At 45.3% G+C, this 23,543-nt stretch carries 19 protein-coding genes; 9 read left to right on the top strand and 10 right to left on the bottom strand.

Annotation, left to right across the window (positions count from 1 at the left end):
- The 6 genes from ACTJJS_RS32530 to ACTJJS_RS32505 form a co-directional block, all read right to left on the bottom strand.
- On the bottom strand, positions 1-1,130 hold a 1,130-nt coding region (locus ACTJJS_RS32530; RefSeq protein ID WP_440667441.1), incomplete at its 3' end, for a phage integrase SAM-like domain-containing protein.
- Between the two features lie 397 nt (positions 1,131-1,527).
- Positions 1,528-2,394, bottom strand: a complete 867-nt coding sequence (locus tag ACTJJS_RS32525; protein WP_440668117.1) for an NmrA family NAD(P)-binding protein — start codon at positions 2,392-2,394, stop codon at positions 1,528-1,530.
- A 73-nt stretch (positions 2,395-2,467) separates the two neighbouring features.
- Positions 2,468-3,268: a helix-turn-helix domain-containing protein gene (locus tag ACTJJS_RS32520; protein WP_440668115.1), complete on the bottom strand. Its 801-nt coding sequence runs from the start codon at positions 3,266-3,268 to the stop codon at positions 2,468-2,470.
- Between the two features lie 210 nt (positions 3,269-3,478).
- Positions 3,479-4,435, bottom strand: a complete 957-nt coding sequence (locus ACTJJS_RS32515) for a TolB family protein (RefSeq protein ID WP_440668113.1) — start codon at positions 4,433-4,435, stop codon at positions 3,479-3,481.
- Between the two features lie 112 nt (positions 4,436-4,547).
- Positions 4,548-5,189, bottom strand: coding sequence for a response regulator (locus ACTJJS_RS32510; RefSeq protein WP_440668111.1), 642 nt, complete (start codon positions 5,187-5,189; stop codon positions 4,548-4,550).
- The gene (locus ACTJJS_RS32505) at positions 5,176-7,047 is read right to left on the bottom strand and encodes a tetratricopeptide repeat-containing sensor histidine kinase (protein ID WP_440668109.1); all 1,872 of its coding nucleotides are present in this window, start codon (positions 7,045-7,047) and stop codon (positions 5,176-5,178) included. Before ACTJJS_RS32505 ends, ACTJJS_RS32510 begins: the two co-directional genes overlap by 14 nt.
- 184 nt (positions 7,048-7,231) lie before the next feature.
- Between ACTJJS_RS32505 and ACTJJS_RS32500 the strand changes: the two genes are divergently transcribed.
- The 5 genes from ACTJJS_RS32500 (at position 7,232) to ACTJJS_RS32480 (ending at position 10,904) form a co-directional block, all read left to right on the top strand.
- Positions 7,232-7,885 (top strand): hypothetical protein, encoded by a 654-nt coding sequence (locus tag ACTJJS_RS32500; RefSeq protein ID WP_440668108.1) that lies wholly within the window; start codon positions 7,232-7,234, stop codon positions 7,883-7,885.
- Positions 7,886-7,941: 56 nt separating this feature from the next.
- Positions 7,942-8,217 carry a hypothetical protein gene (locus ACTJJS_RS32495; protein WP_440668106.1) on the top strand — a complete coding sequence of 92 codons (276 nt, stop codon included), beginning with the start codon at positions 7,942-7,944 and terminating at the stop codon, positions 8,215-8,217.
- Positions 8,218-8,558: 341 nt separating this feature from the next.
- Positions 8,559-9,455, top strand: coding sequence for an NmrA family NAD(P)-binding protein (locus ACTJJS_RS32490; protein ID WP_440668105.1), 897 nt, complete (start codon positions 8,559-8,561; stop codon positions 9,453-9,455).
- A 28-nt stretch (positions 9,456-9,483) separates the two neighbouring features.
- Entirely contained in the window at positions 9,484-9,939 is a 456-nt protein-coding gene (locus ACTJJS_RS32485; protein WP_440668103.1) for a nuclear transport factor 2 family protein, read from the top strand.
- A 47-nt stretch (positions 9,940-9,986) separates the two neighbouring features.
- Complete coding sequence (locus ACTJJS_RS32480) at positions 9,987-10,904, top strand: helix-turn-helix domain-containing protein (protein WP_440668101.1); 918 nt, start codon at positions 9,987-9,989, stop codon at positions 10,902-10,904.
- A 109-nt stretch (positions 10,905-11,013) separates the two neighbouring features.
- Here the strand turns inward: ACTJJS_RS32480 and ACTJJS_RS32475 are convergent, their stop codons facing one another.
- From ACTJJS_RS32475 to ACTJJS_RS32460, 4 genes are all read right to left on the bottom strand, one after another.
- Positions 11,014-11,697, bottom strand: a complete 684-nt coding sequence (locus tag ACTJJS_RS32475; RefSeq protein ID WP_440668100.1) for an MBL fold metallo-hydrolase — start codon at positions 11,695-11,697, stop codon at positions 11,014-11,016.
- Positions 11,698-11,748: 51 nt separating this feature from the next.
- Positions 11,749-12,336, bottom strand: a complete 588-nt coding sequence (locus ACTJJS_RS32470; RefSeq protein WP_440668099.1) for a Crp/Fnr family transcriptional regulator — start codon at positions 12,334-12,336, stop codon at positions 11,749-11,751.
- A 150-nt stretch (positions 12,337-12,486) separates the two neighbouring features.
- Positions 12,487-13,002, bottom strand: a complete 516-nt coding sequence (locus ACTJJS_RS32465; RefSeq protein ID WP_440668097.1) for a hypothetical protein — start codon at positions 13,000-13,002, stop codon at positions 12,487-12,489.
- Between the two features lie 96 nt (positions 13,003-13,098).
- Positions 13,099-13,857 carry a glycoside hydrolase family 11 protein gene (locus ACTJJS_RS32460; protein ID WP_440668095.1) on the bottom strand — a complete coding sequence of 253 codons (759 nt, stop codon included), beginning with the start codon at positions 13,855-13,857 and terminating at the stop codon, positions 13,099-13,101.
- A gap of 269 nt (positions 13,858-14,126) precedes the next feature.
- Between ACTJJS_RS32460 and ACTJJS_RS32455 the strand changes: the two genes are divergently transcribed.
- The 4 genes from ACTJJS_RS32455 (at position 14,127) to ACTJJS_RS32440 (ending at position 23,516) form a co-directional block, all read left to right on the top strand.
- Positions 14,127-16,076: a family 43 glycosylhydrolase gene (locus tag ACTJJS_RS32455; protein ID WP_440668119.1), complete on the top strand. Its 1,950-nt coding sequence runs from the start codon at positions 14,127-14,129 to the stop codon at positions 16,074-16,076.
- A gap of 86 nt (positions 16,077-16,162) precedes the next feature.
- Positions 16,163-18,082, top strand: coding sequence for an alpha/beta hydrolase-fold protein (locus tag ACTJJS_RS32450; protein ID WP_440668093.1), 1,920 nt, complete (start codon positions 16,163-16,165; stop codon positions 18,080-18,082).
- A gap of 407 nt (positions 18,083-18,489) precedes the next feature.
- Positions 18,490-21,627 carry a SusC/RagA family TonB-linked outer membrane protein gene (locus tag ACTJJS_RS32445; protein WP_440668091.1) on the top strand — a complete coding sequence of 1,046 codons (3,138 nt, stop codon included), beginning with the start codon at positions 18,490-18,492 and terminating at the stop codon, positions 21,625-21,627.
- Positions 21,628-21,638: 11 nt separating this feature from the next.
- On the top strand, positions 21,639-23,516 hold the full coding sequence (locus ACTJJS_RS32440; protein WP_440668089.1) for a RagB/SusD family nutrient uptake outer membrane protein: 1,878 nt from the start codon (positions 21,639-21,641) through the stop codon (positions 23,514-23,516).
- The last annotated feature ends 27 nt before the right edge of the window (positions 23,517-23,543 follow it).

The raw sequence follows: 23,543 nt of genomic DNA, 5'->3' as shown, positions 1-23,543 counted from the left end.
TTTACCTGTACTATGTCTTTATTTCCCTTTTTATGGGAGAACTTTATTAACTCGCAAATGCCCGCCAGTTGTGCTACTTCTTTGATATGTCGGTTAAATTCGGGGTTACTGACCGCGGGAATCTGGCGGTTAAAGCGTTTAAGCAATATTTCCTCCGCCGCGTCCCTCAGTGGTACAACTACCCAATGGTCAGATTTTTCTTGTTTCTTATATAATGACCCTTTCCGTACGTCCTCCGGCTGGATAGACGAAAAATCGGAAAACCTTAGCCCTGTCAGGCAGCCAAGTACAAATAAGTCCCGGTACTTTGTCAGATGGGGCTTTTTGGATAGGTCTGCCTGATAAATCCGGTTAATTTCGGGCCAAGACAGGTATACGGCATCGGCGTCCTCGTCCAGTATTTTAAAATCGGATAGGTCAATAGGAGCGATAATTTTACGGCGCATTCTATCCCGCAGGAATATACGAAGCTGTTTAATAGTTTTGCCTACGGTGGAGGTTTTTAGCCCTTTTATCTGTTCCTTTTTACCGTCAATAACCTCCGATCTCCGGCGTTGAACATAGTCGTAAGTCAGATAATTGACAAGGCTTTCATACAGGTTAAAGTCAAAGGAATCGAATGTGATAGCGGCTTCCCGGTGTTCCTGAAAGGCCGCCATGTGGTCTTTCATGTTCTTATACACGTTCAGCATACCCGCCGAAACCTTATCCCGCTTGCATTTGATGTAGTCCTCTATCTGGAAAATCAGATCAAGATTGGTTTTAGGGTCGAGGGCCGCGGCCTGTTGGGCCTTTTGAGTAAGCGTAGCAATGTCAAATCCCGGTTTGAAAGTCGTTTTAAGGAATGAGAGAGGGTCAGTTATTTTTTCCTTTATAGCAAAATTTAGTATGTCCTGCACACTTCTAATGGCCCGTTGAAGTTGTTCATTAAGTGCTGCTGCCTTGCCGTAATTTTCAGGTAGGTTGTCGTCTATCCGTTGCCGTTTAAGGTTCCAGCACGAAGGAGGGATAGCTATACCTGAATTTAAAAGGGTACGCTTATCAATGGAATGGCAGTATTGGATGAAAATTACGCTTGTGCCGTCCCTGCGTACAAATTTCTTTTTGCATACTGGTTTGACTGGAAACATAGTTACTCTATAATTTACTCTATAAAAATTGTGTCGGCCTCTATAAAGGTAGTTTACAGAAAAACACCACGATGTTATAGAATGTTGAAAATCATAGAGTTATTGTAGTGTTAAGTAGTTTGCTGTCTAGTGGAAAATGACAGCGGTAATCCCAGCGGGATCACAGACAACTTCTAAAACCTGCGCTGGTCGCAGGTTTTGCTTTTTTAGTTGAGTTCCTTTTGTATTGCCCCGATTTCTTTCCCGTACTTTATACAGACTAATCAACATTTACTAAGATAAGTGGTATCATCACTTAGGACAAGCTCTCGAAACTGAAAGCCTGCCCTTTTTAGTTCCGTTGGAAGTCGCTCCAGCGAAGTTGTAAAATATTTGTGCAGATTTCAGCATAAATCTGTTATTTGAAGTATGTAGCATGATCTGCAATAAAAACTTCTAAGGTTCGTGGTGGACAACCCAGTATTGTCCTTACACAGTCTGTAACAATTTCAGTTTCTCCATTACGCTGTTCAGCGTCGTAAGCCAGAAAAGTTTCGATTAATGCGGCCGGTATGTTCTTTTCTTCCATATCCTGCTTTGCCTGTTCAAAAGAAATAGGACAGTAGATCACTTTTTCATGAATAACATTGCTGATGGCCGTCGCAACATCATAATAGTTTACTGCCTTATCGCTGGTGAGGAGATATATTTTATCAAAGTGAGTTTCGGGTACCGTCAGACATTTAAAAGCCACATCTGAAATATCCCTCCTATCTACATGTGCTCTCTTTCCATCACCGGTTGCTTCATAGAATTTCCGTTCCTTACACACTGCATCGGCTATTTCACCTAACCAATTCTGCATAATTCCATTGGGACGTAGGATCGTATAATGGATTCCAGATGCAATTAAATAATTTTCGATCTGTCCGTGGCTACGTGGTATATAAAGCCTGGAGTTGAGGTCAGCGGCACCTGAGGACAGCTTCACAATATGCTTAATCCCCATTTCTTTTGCCACATCAATCACATTTTTTTGATCTTCTACAACTGTGGGGCTATTTCCAGATAATAAAAAAACAGCCTTACTGTTTTCCATTGTCGCATACAAACTTTCCTTATGGGACATATCTGCCTGTACCCATTGTACAAAGGGGAAGTCAGTAGTATTATGGCAGTTCCGGGTTACTGCGATTGTTTCAATTTGGGCTTTGTATAACAGGTGGACCAGCAATGAACCGATATTGCCAGATGCACCAAAAACGGTAATTTTATTATTTTCCATTTTGAAAAAATTTTGAATTATGGCTCAAAACTATCTTAACGGAAAAAAGGAAAATTGAACAAACCCGACATTTTTAAGACAACCATTCCGGAAAATTTAATACTTGTTCATTTGCCTGCTGCGAAAACAATTTCGGTGTAGTGCCAGTAAACGATTTAAAATCACGGATAAAATGTGCCTGGTCCGCATAAGAATGCTGATAGGCTATTTTAGTATAAGATGTAAATTTCCGGCTACGAATATGGTCCAGCGCTGCCTGAAAGCGGCAAATACGAAAGTATAACTTTGGAGGTATGCCTATATTCGTTTTAAACATCCTTTGCAAAGAACGTTCTGTAATGTTAAGTTCTGTCTGAATTCTATGTAATCCATCGTCGTTGTTTATATTCAAATTTGCTACAGCATATGAAGCGTAAAGATTTTCACGATGCTTATTTTTTGTAATCAACTGTGAGATGAAATCGGAGATAATAGTAATTCTTTTATTTAAACGTCTCTCTTCCAGCAATTGCGCTGTTAAGTTGTTTTTTACAATATCATCTAAATGAAAATAACTATCTGTTAACTCATTAGCATCAATTCCGAAAATTGATTTAATGGCATTGGTCTGAAAACATACGATAAGGTTGCAATAGCCATCGCTGACTGTTTTTTGCGAATTAGAACTTGTCAGACCATGCAGATAAAGTGGAGGTAACTTTTCATTATTAATACCAATAAAACAGGTGGTTTCCTGAAATACCAGGCCAGGGTTGGCGTCTGCAATTATCTTAAATGTTTTTATTTGATCACAACGGCCGTTACTTTCCAGTAAACCGAAATGGCGTATGTATGGTCGCAACTTCGTAGCCGGCTGTATTTGTGTATATTTCATCCTCTTGTATTCGATTGTAATGCCATTTTAATTTTTTCTTTATGCCAATTTACGTAAATCGTACATAAATAAGTTTGAGTTTTGTACCGTAGGGATCACAGACAGCTTACAAACCTCGCGCTGGTCGCGGGTTTTGTTTTTTAGTTGAGCGTTTAGTCGAGTTCTTTTTGTATAACCCCGATTTCTTTCCCGTACTTTGGAGGCAGTTGCCTAACGCCAGCACATCTCTTCGTCACATGTCTCTGGCGAATCTCCTCCTTGCTTTACAAGTGGTACTACATTCCCGTCCGCGCCTTCGTTTACATTATAGCGCCGCCCGTCCGCGGGGATCACTGCCATATTCCATATATGTGAGTAAGGGCCGGTGGCCCGGTAATTTGTTCCTACCAGCAGATATTTGCCATCCGGAGAAAAGAGGGGCATTATCTCTACGTTATCGCTGCTGGTCACCTGGACAAGGTTGCTGCCGTCAGCATTCATCATCCAGATATGGTTGCTTGCTGCCAATGCCATTTTGCTGCCGTCGCGGCTAACAGAGAGATAACCCCATTCGCTGAAACTAAATGTTTTGACAAGCGTGGCCTGCGTAAAAGTGCTGTTGGTACGGTACAGGTTATTGCCGATGCTGAAAACCAGGGTCTTGTCCGGCATCCAATTAACGTTTCCTTCAATCTTCTTTCCCTGGTAAGTGGCAAGGTTATACAGTATTTTTCCTTTCGTGTCCAGGACTATCAATCCATCATCAAAAGTGGGTGGTACGGCAATCAGTTGCATATCCGGCGATAGAAGCGGGTGAGTATGACTGGCATAGCCGGATTGTCTCACAAATTTACTTACCACCGTGCCATCGGCGACGTTCATCAGCATGTAAATCTCCGAATCGTAGTCGTCCGGATTGTCTATGGACTGCAGCATCTTTGTTCCATCCAGGCTGATGTCCCATCCGTTATCACCTGAAGTATGCTGCCGCTGCACCGATATGGTCCCGTTCTGCAGTTTGAATTTCAGTATACCATCATTGGCCCAGTCGTAATAAATTACGCCGGCGCCGTAATTCCGGTTTGCCCCGCCGTTGTCCGGGCCGGGATTATCATTTTTCTTGCTGCAACTGCAGCACAGCAGTAATAATGCAAGGAATGAATGGTACAATGGAGGCTGCATCTTCATTTCGATTAATTTATAGGGGTAATGAGGGTTAGAGCACCGGAGAAGATCCTGTACCCAAAATTGCGGAAGATAACGTGTCAGAACAATACTCCCTGGGGAGTATTTTTTAGGGTCAGAGCAACTGGTATTCTTTTGCCAGTTTGATAAGCGTCACTATATTATTGGTCTGGAATTTCTGAAGTAATGTTGCGCGATGTGTCTTTACGGTGAGGGGACTTATAAACAGTTCCTCCGCTATTTGGGCAGACTTCTTCCCTTCAGCCAATAGCTGCAAAATCTGCTTCTCCCTTTTGGTAAGGTTCGGGGTATCTGTAATAGTTCCCAGTTCCGGACCGGACATGATCGCCTTGACCTCGCCGCTCAGTGCGGTACCGCCTTCAAGTGCATGCCGGATACATTCCAGGATATCTTTTGCCGTGGCAGTTTTGAGCAGGTAACCATGGGCGCCGCTTTGTAACATCAGCCGGATAATGCTCCTTTCGCTCAGGTTGCTGATGGCCAGTATTTTCATTTCGGGATACCGTCTGCATATTTCTTTGCAAAAGTGGATGCCGCTGCCATCAGGCAGGGTAATATCCAGCAGGACAATGTCTACCGTATTATCTTTCAGGTAGGACAATAAGTCGCCGCCAGTGGTGAACCGCGCTTTTACACAAAAGCCATATTCTGCTTCCAGCAGATTTTTCAGTCCTTCTATTACAACAGGGTGATCATCTACAATAGCGATGCTTATGTTGGGGTTATACTGCCACATTTAGTTCAATATTAATAATGGTACCATTGTCTGAAGAATCGATATGAATATTGCCTTTCAGGAAGGTTACACGGCTGCGGATATTGTGTAATCCCATACCTTCATATTCCTGTGCGGCATCAAATCCTTTACCGTTGTCCTCTACGGTAATAAAAAAGGTATCCTCCGCCTGGCTGCATTGCACCATGATCCAGCCGGCGCCGGAGTGTTTTACAGCATTGCCCAGAATCTCCTGTATCATACGGTATATAATAATCTGTATTTGCGATGGTATGTTCACGTTTATATTGAATGCATGGAATATGATCTGTACTTTTGGAGACATGCTGTTTTCACATAGTTCTTTAAGCGCTGTCTGCAAACCGGATTTGAGCAATGATTCCGGCATCATATTGCGGGCTATCCGACGGAGTTCATTGACAGAGGAGCCCAATTGATCAATGGCGGAATGCAGTGCTGTGTTTTGTAGCGCCTCTTCTTCGGCCATCCGTGAGAGATTAAGCTTTACGCCGGCCAGCATACCCCCTAAACCATCGTGCAGGTCCCGGGCCAGGCGGTGGCGTTCTTTTTCCTCCCCTGTAAGCAGGGCCTGTGTGACTTCTATCTGCCGCTGCTGCTCCAATGACTGCAGTTGCTGGAGGGTCCGCACTTTTCTCTGTTTGAACAGGTAGAGGAAAAAAAGTATAACGAGTATCAGGGGGATAACGATACCCCATAACAGAAGCTTCTGCATCTTTGCCCTGCTTTGCAGCTCGAATATCTGCTGTTCTTTTCTGGAAGACTGGAATTGCATCTCCATTTCACTTAGCTTAATAGCTGCCTCTTTCTTGTCGATACTGTCCTTCAACTGCGTATACTCAGAAAGATACCGGTAAGCATCAGTAATATTTCCCGTTTTTTTGGAAAGGTCTGATAGATCATGAAGTGAAGCAATCAGAAATGTGGGTATATTGTCCTCCCTGGCCATTCTGTTGATGAGCGCTGCATATACCTTTGCCTCCCGGTAACGGCGTTGGACAAAGAAGTTTTCCTGAAGCATGGAATAGGCATTGTGTAAATTCATCCTGTCAGGATACACTGCCTGCTGTGCGATGGCCTTTCTGCATAAGGAGTCGGCAAGCGAAAATTTCCCTGATTTGGTGTAATAAGATGCTTTATAAGCATAATAATTTGACCATTCCCGTGTCTGGCCGACAGCTGTCAATGCCTGTTCTGCCTTATCGAGGTAATGTTTTACGCGGTCCATGCTGTCCAGTTCAAGCATCAGATAGGCTACTGACAGGTATAACCCTGCCTTTCCGGGGACGGAAGGGTCTTTTTCAATAAGTGAAACGCTTTTTAAAAAATAAGGATATGCCTTCCTGAATTCGTTTGCATTGAGGAATTTATTGGCAATATTATGCAAGGTAATTGCGTACGACCCGGTATCTGACATTTCTTCGAATATGGGTAGCGCCGAAATCAGCAACTGTAATGAAATACCTTCGAAACCTTTCAGGCTATAAGCATTTGACAGGTTCCCCAAAGTGCGCGCATAAAGTTTTTTTGCATCAGGGCCAGACTCGTTCTCTATTAATTGTCTGGTTATGCTATAATGTGCGATCGCGCTGTCCGTATTTTGCAGGTACAGGTAAACCGTACCGAGGCTGTATCGGGTCCTGGCTTCTTCAAATTTCAGGTGCTTTTGCCGGCAAAGTGATAAAGCCTCATTTCCGATCCGGATAGCTTTTTCCCCTTCATTCATCTGGGCATAGGCGAGTGCCAGACCGCGCAGTAAACGAATGCGGGTCGTGTCGCTGGTGGCCTTTTGCAGCAACTTATGTAAACTGTCAACTTGTTGCTGGTATGGTTGTGCCATCAGTACTACTGTGCTGCAAATGCACGCAATAAGGAAAAGAGATAGGCGGGTCACCTGGTAAAAGATTGCGACGTAATGTTACAGAAATTTCCTGAGAAATATAAAAGTACCGGTTTAAAATACTCCCAGGGGAGTATTGTTAGGATGGCAGCTGATGCCCAACTTTGAATACAAAGATAATCAAATGAAATATACCCCCATCTTTGCAGTCGTATTTTTAGTTGCAGCCATCTTCGCCTCCTGTAAGAAAGACAATGTTAAACCCAGAGAGACAGTCCTGTATGAAGCGGATTTTAGCAGTGAGGACGGACATTGGTCTGTAGGGGCCCTTGGCAGTGCCGGGGCAATGGCAACCATCAGCAACGGATACTATACCCTGGTGGGAGGCTCGCAGGGGAGGGATGTCTGGACCTGGGCTGTTTTTTCAGGCGTTGATGGCGGTACCGCTGTGGAGGCAAGTGTAAAACTAAGCACAACCGGTAGCAGCAGTGATGGAAGCGGAGGACTGATTTGGGGATCCAAAGAAAATAACAACAGCAATGTGCGTTATTATTTTGGAATATCATATGATGGGTATTATACCATATGGGGATACCCGAACGGAACAGATAAGCCATTCGTTGTGTATAAAGACTGGGTATCGAACAGCGCGATCCGGAATAGCGACTTTAATACGCTTCGCATCACATTGGTTAATGGTTCGCTTCACTTTTATATCAATACCCAGGAAGTGTTTAATATGCCATCTACCGGTGGGTCACTTGATAAGTCGGGGTTTGCGATCTCCAAAAACTCCACTATGCAGGCGGATTACTTCAAAGCAGTGAAATTGGATTAGAAGAACTACCACTCAGGTATTGCGCAAGTCCGGTAAACAGGTCCCGGGGTTGTACGGTGGCAAATGCCAACGCATTCTTATACCCGGGCCTGGGGCTGCTGGAGGAGACCAATATCGGTAAGGGGAGAGGTACGGCTATACCATTCCCCGTCACCGGCGCTCCCTGGATGGCGCTGGGATTATCCAACTTGTTAATACGCTACATCCTGACGACGTATTTGCCCGGCCTGTCAGTTTTAAACCTGCAGAGCCACCCTGCGCCTGTACCATCTGAAATACCCACACCAATATGCTGGCCGCTCAGCAATGGGGCGCCGAAGTTTGAAAGATGAGAAGCTTTTTTATTGACCCCACAATACTGTCAACATCATCAGACATTGTCTTGTTGTATCCTAACATAACAACGGCGTATTTACGCAGTTCAAACCAGATTCAATTTCGGGGAAACGACCGGTATCTCTGACATAGTTGATAATCAACGACTGCGGCCATCGCAGTTAAAAAAATGCTGTTTTTATCTCATTTATTTAAGTAGTGGACAAGGGGGCTGGTATATCATTTAATCCATCTATCGTCATTTTGGATACAACCTAACTCAATCTGGCAACAGAAGAGTAATAATTTCTGCACAATTTTGTATTGTCAAATCCAAACAAAAATCAAAGTCAGGAATATGAAAAAAACAATCGCATTATTAGGCGCAACCGGAAAGGTTGGCAGTAAGATTTCGGAAATCCTTCTGAAAGATGGATTCCGTTTAAAATTAATTGCTCAAACGGATAGCAAGCTAAAAAGGTTTAAGGATATGGGTGCTGAAGTAATTCCGGCAGACATTACAGATGTGAATGCATTAACTGAAGCATTTCGTAACGCCGATGGTGCTTATGTCATGACACCACCTGATTTTGGCGCTGCCAGCTATCGGGTGTTTCAGCGAAAAGTTGGAGATGCTGTTATTGAAGCGGTTAAAAAGTCTGGGATAAAATATATTGTAAACCTAAGTAGTTGCGGAGGTCACATGCACGAAGGTAATGGTCTTATTGGTGGTCTTGCCGAACAGGAGGTGAAATTAAACCAACTAAATGATGTTAATGTATTGCATTTGCGCCCGGCTTATTTTTTGGATAATACGCTGTTAAATGCGCAACTAATAAAACAAATGGGGATAAATGGCACTACTGCCGATGCAGACCACGAAATTCCAATGGTTGCAACAAAGGATATTGCGGTGGTTGCGGCAGCTTATCTGACCAAGCTGGATTTCGCTGGAAAAAGTGTTCGGGCAATACTTGGGCAAAGAAATTACTCATTTAAAGAAATAACCGGAATTATCGGCAAGGCGATTGGGAAGCCGGAATTGCAGTATATTCAATTCCCGGTTGAACAGTCAATGCAGGCAATGGTTGAACAAGGTCTTTCTGCTGATGTCGCTAAAGATATAACTGGTATGGAAAATTCTCTGAAAACCGGGGTGATGAACTACGAAAAAAGAACTGCTGAAAACACATCCCCAACATCGGCAGAGGTTTTTATACAAGAGGTATTCCTGCCATTGTATAATTCTTTATAATTTTTAAACAGAAAAAATTTCTTTTACTATGGAAAAGAAAACAACCATGGCGGGAAAAGTAGATAGAAATCATCCCGCATTTAACAAAAATTCAGAACCATTTTACAGAATTGTAATGGAGGGACTGAAAGGAGAAGTTGACGGAGAACATTTTTGGGATGCCGTGGCAGAAAATGCCGTGTTTGAATTCCTGTACAACATTCCTGGATTTACTAATGAGATTAAGGGGCGCAAAGCATATATGGACTGGTTTGGCGGATATAGCAATGTTCTTCATTCTTCTGACAATTTACGGATATATAAATCTGTAAATCCGGAAAATGTAATCGTATTGGAATATCAGGTTCATGGGACTGTTCCATCGACAGGCAAGGCTTATGATAATCGTTTCTGTTCTATCGTAACCATTAAAGACAGGAAAATAACTCATTGGCGTGATTATATGGACTCGCTTGCGGTGATGCTTTCAGTTTCTCCTGAATAGACATAGCATTAAATGGTGTTTAGTGGAAATAGTTTAAATTTGTTGTCATGAAAAAAGATAACAATATACCCCAAAGATTCAATTCCATTTCGGAATTTCATAAGCTGTTGGGTTTCCCGAAACCATTACATCCATTGGTTAGTTTAGTGAATTACGCAGATATAAAAATACCTTACAGCGAACTGCCCAAAATACTGCTGCTGAATTTCTATAAAGTTTCTTACATGGAAAGCACTCCGGAGAAAATAAAATACGGACAGAATTATTATGATTTTGACGAGGGTGGTTTATCTTTTGTTTCACCTAACCAGATTATATCATGCGCAGAAATTGAGGAAAGCTATTCCGGATTTACTTTGCTTATACATCCTGATTTTATTCGTAATTATTCACTTTTAACCAGGATAAAAAATTACGGTTTCTTTTCATACTCGGCAAATGAGGCGCTGTTTGTATCTGACAAGGAAAAGCAGATTGTTTTCTCCATCTTTGATAATATAAAAGAAGAACTTAATGCCAATATTGACGATTTTAGTCAGGATGTAATTGTTTCTTATATCGAAGTTTTGCTCAATTACAGTAAGCGGTTTTATAAACGGCAGTTCATTACAAGAGAAGCTGCAAATACCGATTTGGTCGTGCGAATGGAGAATATATTGAACGACCATTTTGAACAAATAGACACGTCACAGGATAGGCTCCTTACAGTTGAATATTTGGCGGGTAAATTGAATGTTTCGCCACGTTATTTAAGTGACATGTTACGTTCTCACACAGGGCAAAATGCACAACAACATATCCACGACAAATTGATTGACAAGGCTAAGGAGTACCTGACAACGACAAATTTATCTGTTTCAGAAATCGCTTATCAATTGGGTTTTGAACATTCGCAGTCGTTCAACAAGCTGTTTAAAAAGAAGACAAGCCTGACGCCAACAGAATTTAAACAATCCTTCAATTAGCGTGATGAGTTATTTCAGTTACAGTAAATATTTGCCGGCGGATAAGAGCTATCTGTCATAAAATTGTTATCCAATAGATGATTCTTCCTTTAAACCGTAATTGCAACCTTTAAATACCCGCACCGCATTTCGCTACAAATTCCTCAAACTTCCGATCTGTGTTTCGTAATACCGGCCCGTGACCGAAGCATATAATGGCCGGGTTCAGTTCTGCTAACTTCCTGAGCGATTTGATGTTGCGTTGCTGGTCCGTGGTGAATATGCTGGGCGGGAGCCGCAAACCGGTTGCTGTTGTGAGCAGGTTCATATTTACCGCTGCATCTCCGATTATCAGTACACCATCCCGCTCGCGGAATAAAGAAATATGACCGGCCGCATGTCCGGGTGTCTCTATTACCCGGAAGTTTCCGACCCTGTCGTTTTCAACAATCGTCCGGTCAACTTTATGCCCCTGACCTGCCCAATATTTTTGTTGAAGCTTTGCCACCCAATGTTGCGGAGTGGGATAGTCGTTGGTGACCATGCCGGTTTCGGTCCTGAAAACCTCGTCGGGATGGCAGAGCAGGGGTATCGCGAACTCTGCACATATCTGATCGCTACAGCCCTGGTGGTCTGCATGCGCATGGGTGAGTATATGTTGATGAACGGGGACTTTCCGGAGAGCTTTCCTCACAGTGGTATAGGAACTCCGTATTCCGGAGTCTACCAGTACACCTTCGATAATATAGCAGTTGATACTGTTTCGTGGCATCAGTGGAATCTGTAGCACTTCGGGCGCAATTTGACGTAGCATTTTTTAGTGCAAAGCTACATCGCCAGTCAGAGCTGGATAAGGACATTTGTCCTATAATAGGTTGGATCTGTGTATTTCGCCCTTCGCCCTCGTAAGCGATCGCTGCGTGATGCCCAGGTATGATGCCAGGTCCTGCGTCGCTACACGTTGAACGAGCATCGGTTCGCTGGACAGGACATGACGGTATTTATCCACCGCTGACCTGTTATTGTAATTCAACAGGTAACGTTCCTTTTGCTTATACTCCTGCTCCATCACCGATTTTATAACTCCGTTCCAGGCGGCCACCTGATCAAGCAGATACTGATAGTCCGGGTAGCTTATCCTATAGATTACGCTATCTTCTATGGCCCTGATACTCCTGCTGGATTTTTCCTGCGTCACAAACTCCTGGAACGAGGTGACAAACTCATTTTCAAATTTGAAGCAGGTTATATTTTCCTTTCCTTCTTTGTCGGTAGCATATGCTTTAACACCGCCACTGGCGATGAAGCCAATATGACGGCAGGATTCACCCTCACGAACAAAAAAATCACCTTTTTTTAAACGGACCGGTTTGAAGAACTGCGCAGAAAAGTTGATTTCCTCTGCTGATAGTCCTCCTGTTGAGGATAGGTAATTTTCAAGTATGTCAGGCATTTCGCAATCTTTTCGTCCTTTTATTTTTTAGGATCAGATACCCGATCCGGTAACCAAAGCTAAGAATTATTGCACATTTTAGGTTAATGATTAAAAAGAACAGTTTTTTAGTTTGCTGCCGGCTTTGTTTTACAGTTAATGGCATATCAGTTATCGCCTTTTTTTTAATAGTTCTTCATACGGCGGCTCTTCCGGCTTTTCCATACCATTAGAAATTTTTATCCCGGCTTTTTCAAATGCCCGGATTAATCTTTTGTCGAAACCTGCAATGTAAGATGCAAATGACAAAGAATCTTTTGTTTCGGGAATTTCCTTAAAAGGAACATTCGATTCTTTAAACCTGTATAAAGTAGCTTTTGTGCTATCGTTGCCTTCTAGAAGGATGGAGTCACCGTAGTCTGTGATCTTGGCTGCGTAAGGGTTGGTAAGGTATTTCAGGGAATCATTTTCTATTTTGTAGGGAAGCCCGAACCGGCCGACTTTCTGATTATAAAAAACGATGTATTGCGAATCAATGTCAAATTCGCTATATCCATTTTCCATTGAAAATCTATGCCATTTTCCGGTTAGATATTTTTTGTTTTCTTCGATGTTTTTAAAATTGGGTGAATCGCAGGCATAAAGCGTAAAAATGAAAGATACAAGAAAATAAGGTATTGATCTCATTATAGCTGGTGGTTGAATGGTTCGGAAATACCCGCACTAAATACTGCCTGGCTTGTCGTCAGGCAGTATTTGTGTGTCATTAATTTAAACCGGTGTTTATTGCATCCAGATAGTACAGTTAATATTGCCGTTGGTATTAGAGCCCCAGGTCTCTGAAACCATGATAGCCGGAATATTTAACTGGCCGAGGGTATACCCTAAACTGCTCCACTTGTTATAGTGGTTGGCAAAAGTAATGACGTGATTTTGTCCGGTACTTACTTTGTTGACCCTGGAGCTGTAAATCTGTCTGAAGCCATCGCCACCATCGATATTTTTACCTGTCATCCAACGGGTCCATACGTTATAACCTGCGCCATCGCTTTCAAATGTCCCTAAATAAGTGCCGGTGTGCGGTGACACTGCACCCCACGTTTCATTCACATAATACTCATAATAGGGGTTCCTGCTCCATCCGTACCAGCCGAAAGTACCGCCACCGGAATTTGAATAAGTACCCAGATTATAGCCTATTTTGTAGGATGGAGAACCTGCCGAATAGCCTTTGCCGCATGTAAAATTGCCATTAAATCCATTCCAGTTGACGCTGTAGTTTCCGCCGGGGCCATTAGCGTAATTAACCGTGCCGGTGGCGCCATCACTTTGCCAAAGTGACCAAAAGAAGCCGTTATGTGTACCCGATTGGTAGGTTTCGGTCACGGCTTTGGAAGGACGCTCAATACCCGTTACATCGGGCTGGGTCTTTTCCTCTTTTTTACAGCCTGTTAAAATTGTAGCGCCTGCAAGTACAACAATGGCAGCAGCGCCAAAAGCAACCTTCCTGGTTGCGCTTGTTAGTGGGTTTTGTTTTTTCATATCGTGGTTATTTTGTTAGAGAAACAAAAAAAACATATTTAAAAATGGAACACTGCTAATAATCGCCAAATTTGTTACACAAATGTTCATACGCAGCTGGTTGTTCATCTCTATTCCCAAAGAGCATATTCCCGGACAAAACATTTTTACTCTTCATTTCAACATTTGTGGCATTCTGCTGAAGCGCACAGGGGTATCTTGTCGTCACAAAATTCGTTTGTCAAATGTTTTTAAGACCTGTTGCTTTTGTCATTGTATGTTTAAATTTGATGATACAAAACGGCCTTGCCCAACAAAATTACCCGGCAGGGCGAGGCAATCACCAACCTGTGACGGATGCGGGCGCCGCACGTTTTTACTCGGGGGTAAATACCTATGTCAATCCGGTTTTGCCAGGGGATCATCCTGATCCAACGTTGCTAAAGGTGGGTGATGACTTCTATCATTGCGGTTCCTCTTTCCATTTTAATCCCTATCTCCCCATCTATCATTCCAAAGACTTGGTACACTGGAAAGTGATCGGCCGCGTTTTGACGCCTTCGAATACCGGTATGGTAACGGACCGTCCGGGGGCCGGCGTATGGCAGGGCGCCATCACGTATTTTTATGGTTCTTACCGGATCTATTTTTCTTCAAATGGGCAATGGTTTGCCAAGGCGTCATCACCGGCAGGGCCATGGTCCGCCCCGGTGCGGGTACGGGAAAATGTTCGTACCGGACCGCTCGGGTATGATAACTCCATTTTTGTTGACGATGATGGCAAGCCCTATATGTTGATAAAAAATGGCCAGAAAGTAAACAGGATACAGGCACTCGGGCAGGACGGGCAACTCACTGATACTGTCATCAACCTGGACTGGATGAATGCCGGACTGCAGTACAGCTGGGCGGAAGGCCCTGTCATGTGCAAGCGTAACGGATATTATTACTATTTCCCTGCCGGTGACGTGTCCGGTGGTCAGTATGTTTTGCGGACAACGGCGCTGACGGCGGATTCCTCTAAGTGGGAACGATTGGGTGATTTTTTCAAACCTATTACAGACCCGGACAATACCTTCCCGCGCCCCAATCATATTTCCGCACCTGTACAACTGGCAGACGGCACCTGGTGGACAATAGGTCAGAGCTATGAAAAGCATGGCAATGACGACTGGTCGGGTATGGGACGGCAAACCTCCCTTTACCGGGTGGTCTGGGAAGGCGACCGCCCCTGGGGAGAGGCACCGGTCAGCGGGCCTGTGGTAAAACCAGCACTGGATAATAATAACACGCCATGGCGCAGTGTGCATACAGATCGTTTTGACAGCGACAGCCTGGGGCCCTGGTGGCATTTCCTGTCGCAACCCGCCGCTGCGGCCTATTCGCTGTCACAGCGCAAAGGGTGGCTACGCCTGTCTCCTGACAGTGCCGGCGCACACCTGCTGCAGAAAGAAACAGACCATTATTATACGGCCGTTACCCGGGTAAGTGTGGATGCCCGCATCCCGCAGGCACATGGCGGTATTTATCTTACCAACGGAAAACAAAGTGTGTTTGCCCGTCTTTATTATAACCATGGTAATAACCCACGTGTCCTATTGCAATTGGATACTGCGGTGCGGGAAATGCCCTGTCGCAAGGGAAAAGATGTCTGGCTGAAACTGGAACGGCAGGGGCATCAGTTGACCGGCTTCTTTAGCGCGGATGGTAAAAACTGGCAACCGGTTGGTGCGCCGGTGAGCGCAACGTCCATTGATAAAGCACAACCCGATTTTAACAGCTGGGTAGGGACCAGCGTCGGCTTATTTGCGGAAAAAGGCCCGGTCGACTTCCGGTTTTTTATTTGTAAAGATGGATTCTCCCGGCTGCCTGCGGCGGGAAGCAGCAATTATTACGGCATCAGGAAAATAAAAGAGGGAGAAGAAACAGCTGTCACCAATTCTACTGTAAACGGTGGATGGCTGATGATATCGGGAGTGGATTTTGGAACTGCCGGTGAAGCGAAGGCTGTTGAAATAGTGGGCCGTGCAACCAAAGGCGGCAAATTGGAACTGTTCACTGACGACCTGGAAGTGGGCCGCCAAATCGCTGTGGTGCAGGTTAAGCCGGGAAACAACAAGTTGCATACAGGCAGTTTGCGCCAGGTGTCCGGTCAGCATGATCTTTTTATCCGGTTTCCCGCCGGTACTTCAGGAGATGTCATCATTCAAAACATCCGCTTATTAAGAGCAGAAAAATAACACCCGTTTTTGCTTTAATTGCGTTAATGATAATATTATTTGTTTGAATGACATTTATTAATTTAACAACAGAAAAATTCCACGATATGAAAACTACGGTACTTAGTCTTTCCCTTTTTCTATTATTTATCATGCCGGCTTTTACACAAAACGTTGTTGAGCAGGCAGTCCCCGGTTTTGACTCCCCGCAGGCAGCTATACCACACGGCAGGATTGATACTGTCAGGTATAATTCCACAACAGTAGGTAACCAGCGCAAAGCGTTGATATATACGCCCCCCGGATTTTCGCGGCAGAAAAAATACCCGGTGCTTTACCTGCTGCATGGCATCGGTGGTGACGAAAAGGAATGGTTAAACGGCGGCACGCCCCAGGTAATCCTGGACAACCTGTATGCACAGGGGAAAATTGAGCCCATGATCGTTGTTATGCCCAACGGCAGGGCCATGAAAGATGACAGGGCCGTCGGCAACATCATGACGCCCGACAAAGTACAGGCGTTTGCTACCTTTGAAAAAGACCTGTTACATGACCTCATTCCCTATATACAAAAGAACTACCCCGTGTACACCGACAGGGACCACCGCGCCATCGCAGGACTGTCAATGGGAGGTGGGCAGTCACTGAATTTTGGCCTCGGTAACCTGGATAAGTTTGCATGGATAGGTGGTTTTTCATCTGCCCCCAATACAAAACTGCCGGAGGAGCTGGTGCCCGACCCTGCGGCTGCAAGGCAGCAGATAAAACTGCTGTGGCTCTCCTGCGGCGCCAGTGACGGGTTAATCACCTTCAGCAGACGCACCCATGAATACCTGCAAAAAAACAATGTACCGCATATCTATTACATAGAGCCGGGCGTACACGATTTTAAAGTCTGGAAGAACGGGCTGTATATGTTTTCCCAGCTGATCTTTAAACCGGTGGATACCACCACGTTCTCAAAATACCCGGTGGCGGGCATGCCTGCTGAAACTAACGTGCGTGCTGCCGGATATCCGCAGATATTGCCGGACCACCGTGTAATCTTCCGCGTTAAGGCGCCGGAAGCGCAGAAGGTGCAGGTTGACCTGGGCCGCAGATATGACATGACGAAAGACACCGGCGGATTATGGACAGTGACGACAGACTCCATCAGCGAAGGATTTCACTATTATTCATTATTGATTGACGACATGGCCATAGCAGATCCTGCCAGTAAAACTTTTTACGGCATGGGCAGAATGGCAAGTGGTATTGAAATACCCATTACCGGCGATAACTATTACGCATTAAGAGATGTGCCACACGGAGATGTCCGGATCAGGAAATATTTCTCAAAAGTCACCCGCTCCTGGCGGCAGTTGTACATCTATACCCCGCCTGGCTATGACGTAAATACAGGTGGAAAATATCCTGTGCTCTATATTTTACACGGTGGCGGTGAAGATGAGACCGGCTGGGCCACGCAGGGTAAAACAGACCTGATCATGGATAACCTGATTGCCGCCAAAAAAGCCGAACCAATGTTGGTCGTGATGCCGGATGCCAACGTAGGTGGCGCTGCTTTCGATGAATCCGGGCTGAAAACATTCGAGTCGGAACTGAAGGAAGTGATCATTCCCCTGGTAGAAAAAAATTTCCGTGTTGAAACCGTTGCAGCCAAAAGGGCATTGGCGGGTTTATCCATGGGAGGCATCCATACGCTTTATACCGGCATCCGGAATACGGACCTGTTTTCCTGCCTGGGGGTATTCAGCTCGGGCTGGATGCAACCCCGGCAGGGCGGTATTGCAGCAGCCCAGTACGATTTTATGGGCGCTAACACATCCATGATTAATAACAACCTGAAAGTACTGTGGATTGCAATGGGGGGAAAAGAAGATATCGCCTATAAGAACTGCCAGCTGATGCTGGCAAAACTGGATGAGCTAAAGATCAAACATATTTATAGCGAATATCCTGGTGGCCATACCTGGCCGGTATGGAGAAATAACCTGTTCAATTTTGCGCAGCAGCTTTTTAAATAATTGCAGTACAGGACATTAATGTTTACAGGAGGATATACTGTTTATAGGTTATTTAAACATTATTGCTATCCTTTTGGAGATTCGTAGCATTGATATATACGTCTCTATTGTAGATTCGACTGTTGTTTTTTTAGTTTCAATGTCTTCTGACTGATTTTCGACTGTTACGTTATGAAAAAAAATTCCACTTAAACGTTAAATGATTACTTATGAAATTTCAATGCACCCGGGTTACCACGTCCCGTATCAACCAATTTCAGTTTCATTCCTGACCAGGTAGTATCCGTATCTCTGTAACGATACTGTCTTTTATCGCATTGTGATTGTTCCTGCCGGTTTTCCGGCGTGACGGCCTTTTACCGGCTGTCAGGACCCGTATTGCCCTAACATTAAATATTCTGAATTCCATGTTTAAAATGATTCTTTCGCAGATGTCATGGAAATGGCTGGCACTGATGGCGCTAATGCTGTCGGCAGTACCCGGCTATTCACCATTGCACGCCCAGGATGCAGGTGTGGTCCGGGGAGTAGTGCTGGATGAAAAAAAGACGCCCATCCCTGGTATAACGATACTGGTAAAAGAAACGAAGGTCAGCACCAGTACTGACGGTGATGGAAAGTTCCTCGTTCATGTTCCGTCCGGCAAACAGGTGCTCGTTTTTAGTTACATAGGAAAAGTGACCCAGGAAGTAAATATCCTAAACCGGCCGGAGATAACTGTTCACATGAAAGACAAGGTGGTTGGTCTGGAAGATGTAGTAGTGGTGGGTTATGGCCGTCAGAAACAGGCCAGTGTGGTTGCTGCTGTTTCGCAGACTTCCGGCAAGGTGCTTGAACGGGCCGGCGGCGTATCAAATATCGGTGCTGCCCTCACCGGAAATGTGCCCGGGCTGATTACCGCCCAAAGCACCGGCCTGCCCGGCGAAGAAGATCCCCAGCTGATTATCCGCGGTCTCAGCACCTGGAATAACAGCAACCCGCTGATACTGGTGGATGGGGTGGAACGTCCAATGAACAGTGTGGATATTGGGTCTGTAGAAACTGTAACGGTTTTGAAAGATGCTTCGGCAACCGCGGTATTTGGTTCACGGGGCGCCAACGGCGTTATCCTCATTACCACCAAAAGAGGAAAAACAGGGAAGGCCTCGATCCGTGCAACGGTCAACACCACACTGAAAGCTCCTTCTAAATTACCCGGCAAGGTAGATTCCTATAATGCCCTGCGTACCGTTAATGAAGCTATCGAGTATGAACTGGCATTAAAGCCTGAAAGCTGGAATAACTATTACCCCCAGGCCATTTTAGATAAATACCGGCATCCGGCTAACCTGGAAGAAGCAGAACGTTATCCTAATGTAGACTGGGCAAAAACCTTATTCAAAAATTACGCGATGTCACAAAATGCCAATGTGAATATCAGCGGAGGAACACGTTTTGTCAAATACTTCACCAGCGCGGACTTTCTGCATGAAGCCGATCTTTTCAAAATTTATGATAACAAACGCGGGTATAAACCCGGTTTCGGCTTCAACCGCGTGAATGTCCGGTCTAACCTGGATTTTCAATTAACGCCTTCCACGCTCTTTAAAGTAAATCTTGCCGGGTCGTATGGCGTAAGGAAAAGTCCATGGGGATTTTCAGGAAACCAGTACGGATCATGGATAGACGCCTATACCACTGCACCTGACGTGTTCCTGCCGGTATATGCCGACGGTTCCTGGGGATATTATGCGCCTAATGAAGGAAGGGCGGAGAATTCGGCGAGAAACCTGGCGGTTGGCGGTATTCAATATCAGACCACTACCCGCATTACCACCGATTTTACGGTTGAACAAAACCTGGATATGCTACTCCATGGACTGAAGTTTAACGGCACGCTTTCTATGGACAACACTTTTGTGGAAAGTAACAGAGGAGTAAATGATCTTTACAATGATGTGCAACGGAAATGGATTGATCCGGCTACAGGAAATGTATTTTACAGAAGCGCCTTTGACGGCGTTACTAATTTCGATTTCCAGGAAGGGGCAAAATGGACGCCGGCGGCAGGTGCGGTGACCGATAACCAGCGCAGGTTGTTCTACCAGTTGCAGCTGAATTATGCCAGGACAATTGCGAAAAAACACAATGTAACTGCCATGGGGCTGCTGAACCGTAATGTTACAGCCTATGGCAGCATGATACCTTCGTACCGGGAAGATTGGGTGTTTCGTACCACTTATACCTACAACGACAAGTATACATTTGAGTACAATGGCGCCTATAACGGCTCCGAGAAATTTGCGCCTAAATACCGTTTTGCCTTCTTTTCGTCCGGCGGCGTGAACTGGATCGTTTCCAATGAGAAATTCATGCAGAACATCAGGTTCCTTGACCTGCTGAAAATCCGTGCTTCATACGGACAAACAGGTTTTGATAACGTGGCGGGCCGCTTCCTATACCTCACTGACTGGGCATACGGTGGTCAGGCACGACTGGGCACCACTGGTGAAGGCGCTGAGCAAAGCCCGTACAACTGGTACCGGGAAGCCGCTGTAGGTAATCCCAACGTGCAATGGGAGCAGGCGGAAAAAATCAACGTAGGTACCGACTTTGAATTATTCAATGGATTTATAAAAGGCAAAGCCGATTTCTTCCAGGATAAGCGCTCTAAAATATTATTGGCCAACCGCACTTCTGTACCTTCTTATTACGGTGCCACGCCACCCGTGGCTAATCTGGGCAGGGTAAATTCCCAGGGTTATGAGCTGGAGCTGCATTTTAACTACCAGGCAACTAAACAAACCCGGGTTTGGGCCGATCTGAATATGACCCATACAAAAAATAAAATCATCGAGGCTGATAACCCCGCATTGTTGCCGGCCTATCAGAAATCAGAAGGCATGCAGATTGGTCAGACCTATTCTTACGTAAGCCAGGGATTTTATAACACCTGGGATGAGCTGTACGGGAGTACCATGCACAATACCAACGATAATCAGAAGTTACCGGGCAATTACTATCTCGTGGATTACAATGGCGATGGGGTGATTGATGCACGCGACAATATCCCTTACGGGCATAGCGGTTGGCCTGCCAATACCTATAATGCCACTTTGGGCGTAGACTGGAAAGGGCTGAGTGTCTTTGTTCAATTCTATGCGGCCAATGACGTTACCCGTCAGGTGGTCTTTAACAGCCTGTCATCCCAGGGCCACACCGTTTATAATGAAGGCACTTACTGGTCAAAGAACAACCCCGGTGCAGACGTGCCAATGCCCCGCTGGTTGTCAACGCCGGCAGATTATTACCGGGGTACGCAATATATGTTTGATGGTTCCTATCTGCGATTAAAGAACGCTGAAATTGCCTATACGTTTAATACTGGATTTATCAAACGTGCGGGACTTGAATCGCTGAGACTATATCTCAACGGCAATAACCTGGCGGCCTGGAGCAAAATGCCGGATGACCGTGAATCAAACTTTGCCGGTACCGGTTGGGCATCGCAGGGAGCTTACCCCACTGTAAAACGTTATAATCTCGGCGCCAATTTAACCTTCTAAATATGACCGTTGTGAATAAATATATAAAGCTGTTAGTGGCCACCTTGGGCTTGACTGTCTTTCTTGGCCTGGCATCCTGCACAAAATTCCTCGACAGGGAACCACAATCTGTCGTATCGGCAGATAATGCCTTTAAAACCTTCATCAGTTTCCAGGGATATACGGAAGAACTCTATCATTGTATACCGGATTTTACCAACGCTTACTGGACAAATTCCTGGAACTGGGGCGAAGATGAAATTCAATCGACCTCGCGCGATTTTCACTTCATTATAAAAATAGATAACGGTGATTTCTGGGGCTGGCAATCGCAGTTCGACGGCTGGCAGGCTGGCTGGATGGACCGGAACAATACCAGCACCAATGACGACCGGTTTGCAAAATCATTGTGGAAGCTGGGCTGGTACGGCATTCGTAAAGCCAATATGGGCCTCGAGAATCTCAATTATCTCACCGATGCCACCCAGGAAGAAAAAGACCTCATCAAAGGCCAGCTGTTGTTTTTCAGGGGATGGTTTCATTTTATGTTCATTCAGTATTTCGGTGGCCTGCCGTACATTGATAAAGTACTTCCCGGCGATCAGAAGTTAACACTGCCCCGCCTCAAATACAGCGAATGTGCAGATAAGGCCGCCGCCGATTTCGCCGAGGCGGCAAGGCTACTGCCGGTGAACTGGGACAATACTACCGCCGGTAAAAGGACGCTGGGAAAAAATCAGCTGCGCATTAATAAGATCATGGCACTGGGTTACCTCGGTAAAAATTATCTGTGGGCAGGAAGTCCCCTGATGAATTATGTATCTAGTGGCAGTAAAGCATATAACGCAACCTACTGTCAGAAGGCGGCCGAGGCTTTTGGTGAACTATTGCAACGCTGCGAGTCGGGCGACGCGCCTTACAGCCTTGTGGATTTTTCAAAGTACTATACTAATTTCTATAGCGCCGGTCAGAACTGGCTGATGCCGGGAGGCACGGAAGCTATTTTTCGCGGCCCTTACTACGGCGCACATGGCTCTACCTATGGCACCGCAAAACAGTATGGCTCCGCTTTGCTGACAGGAGAAACCATCACCTTTGCGCCAACTGCCAACTATGTGGATTACTATGGCATGGCTAACGGGCTGCCCATTAAAGACATCACACAGGCAGACCCGGAATCGGGTTACGATCCGGCATATCCCTGGAAGGGAAGGGACCCCCGTTTTTATAATGATATCGTTTTCGATGGCGTGAAATGTGTGCAGGGCGCCACCACGGATGAAAACAACCGCTATGCGAATCTCTTCACCGGTGGCAGTTACCGCGATGTCAGCAGCGCCAGCCGGTCCGGTTATTTACTCCACAAGTTTGTACCCATGACCGCTAATCGGTTTGACAACGGCTGGAGCTACGACAAGGCACTCAATATCCATCTGCCTTACATGCGTCTGGCAGATGTGTACCTGATGTATGCAGAAGCGGCTGCTGAAGGGTATGGTTCTGCGGCAGGAAAATCCGGTAATTATAACAAAACTGCATTAGACGCCATCAATACCATCCGTGACCGGGCGGGAGCAGGACATGTGGCTGCGCGCTTTACCGGCGCGCTGGACGAATTTATGAGCGAAGTCCGGCGCGAACGGGCAGTGGAACTCGCTTTTGAAGGTCATCGTTTTAATGATCTGAGAAGGTGGATGTTGCTGATACAGCGGCCGTATACATTGAAGAAGTCAGTAGAATTTGACCGGTCGTCCACATTCAATACGGCCGATCCCAGGAATAACAAGGTGCTCAACTTACGTGAAGCTGTAATCCTGGAGCGGAAATATTCAGAGAAACACTATTGGCTGCCGCTGAAAAATGCTGATGCCAATATGTACCTGGATTTTAAACAGAACCCCGGTTGGTAAAACGCGCAGTTCCTGCTTGTACCGTTA

The organism is Chitinophaga sp. 22308 (assembly GCF_052045305.1).
GTDB lineage: Bacteria > Bacteroidota > Bacteroidia > Chitinophagales > Chitinophagaceae > Chitinophaga > Chitinophaga varians_A.
Note: the sequence above shows the minus strand (reverse complement) of the source record. Positions and strands in the feature narration are given on the sequence as shown.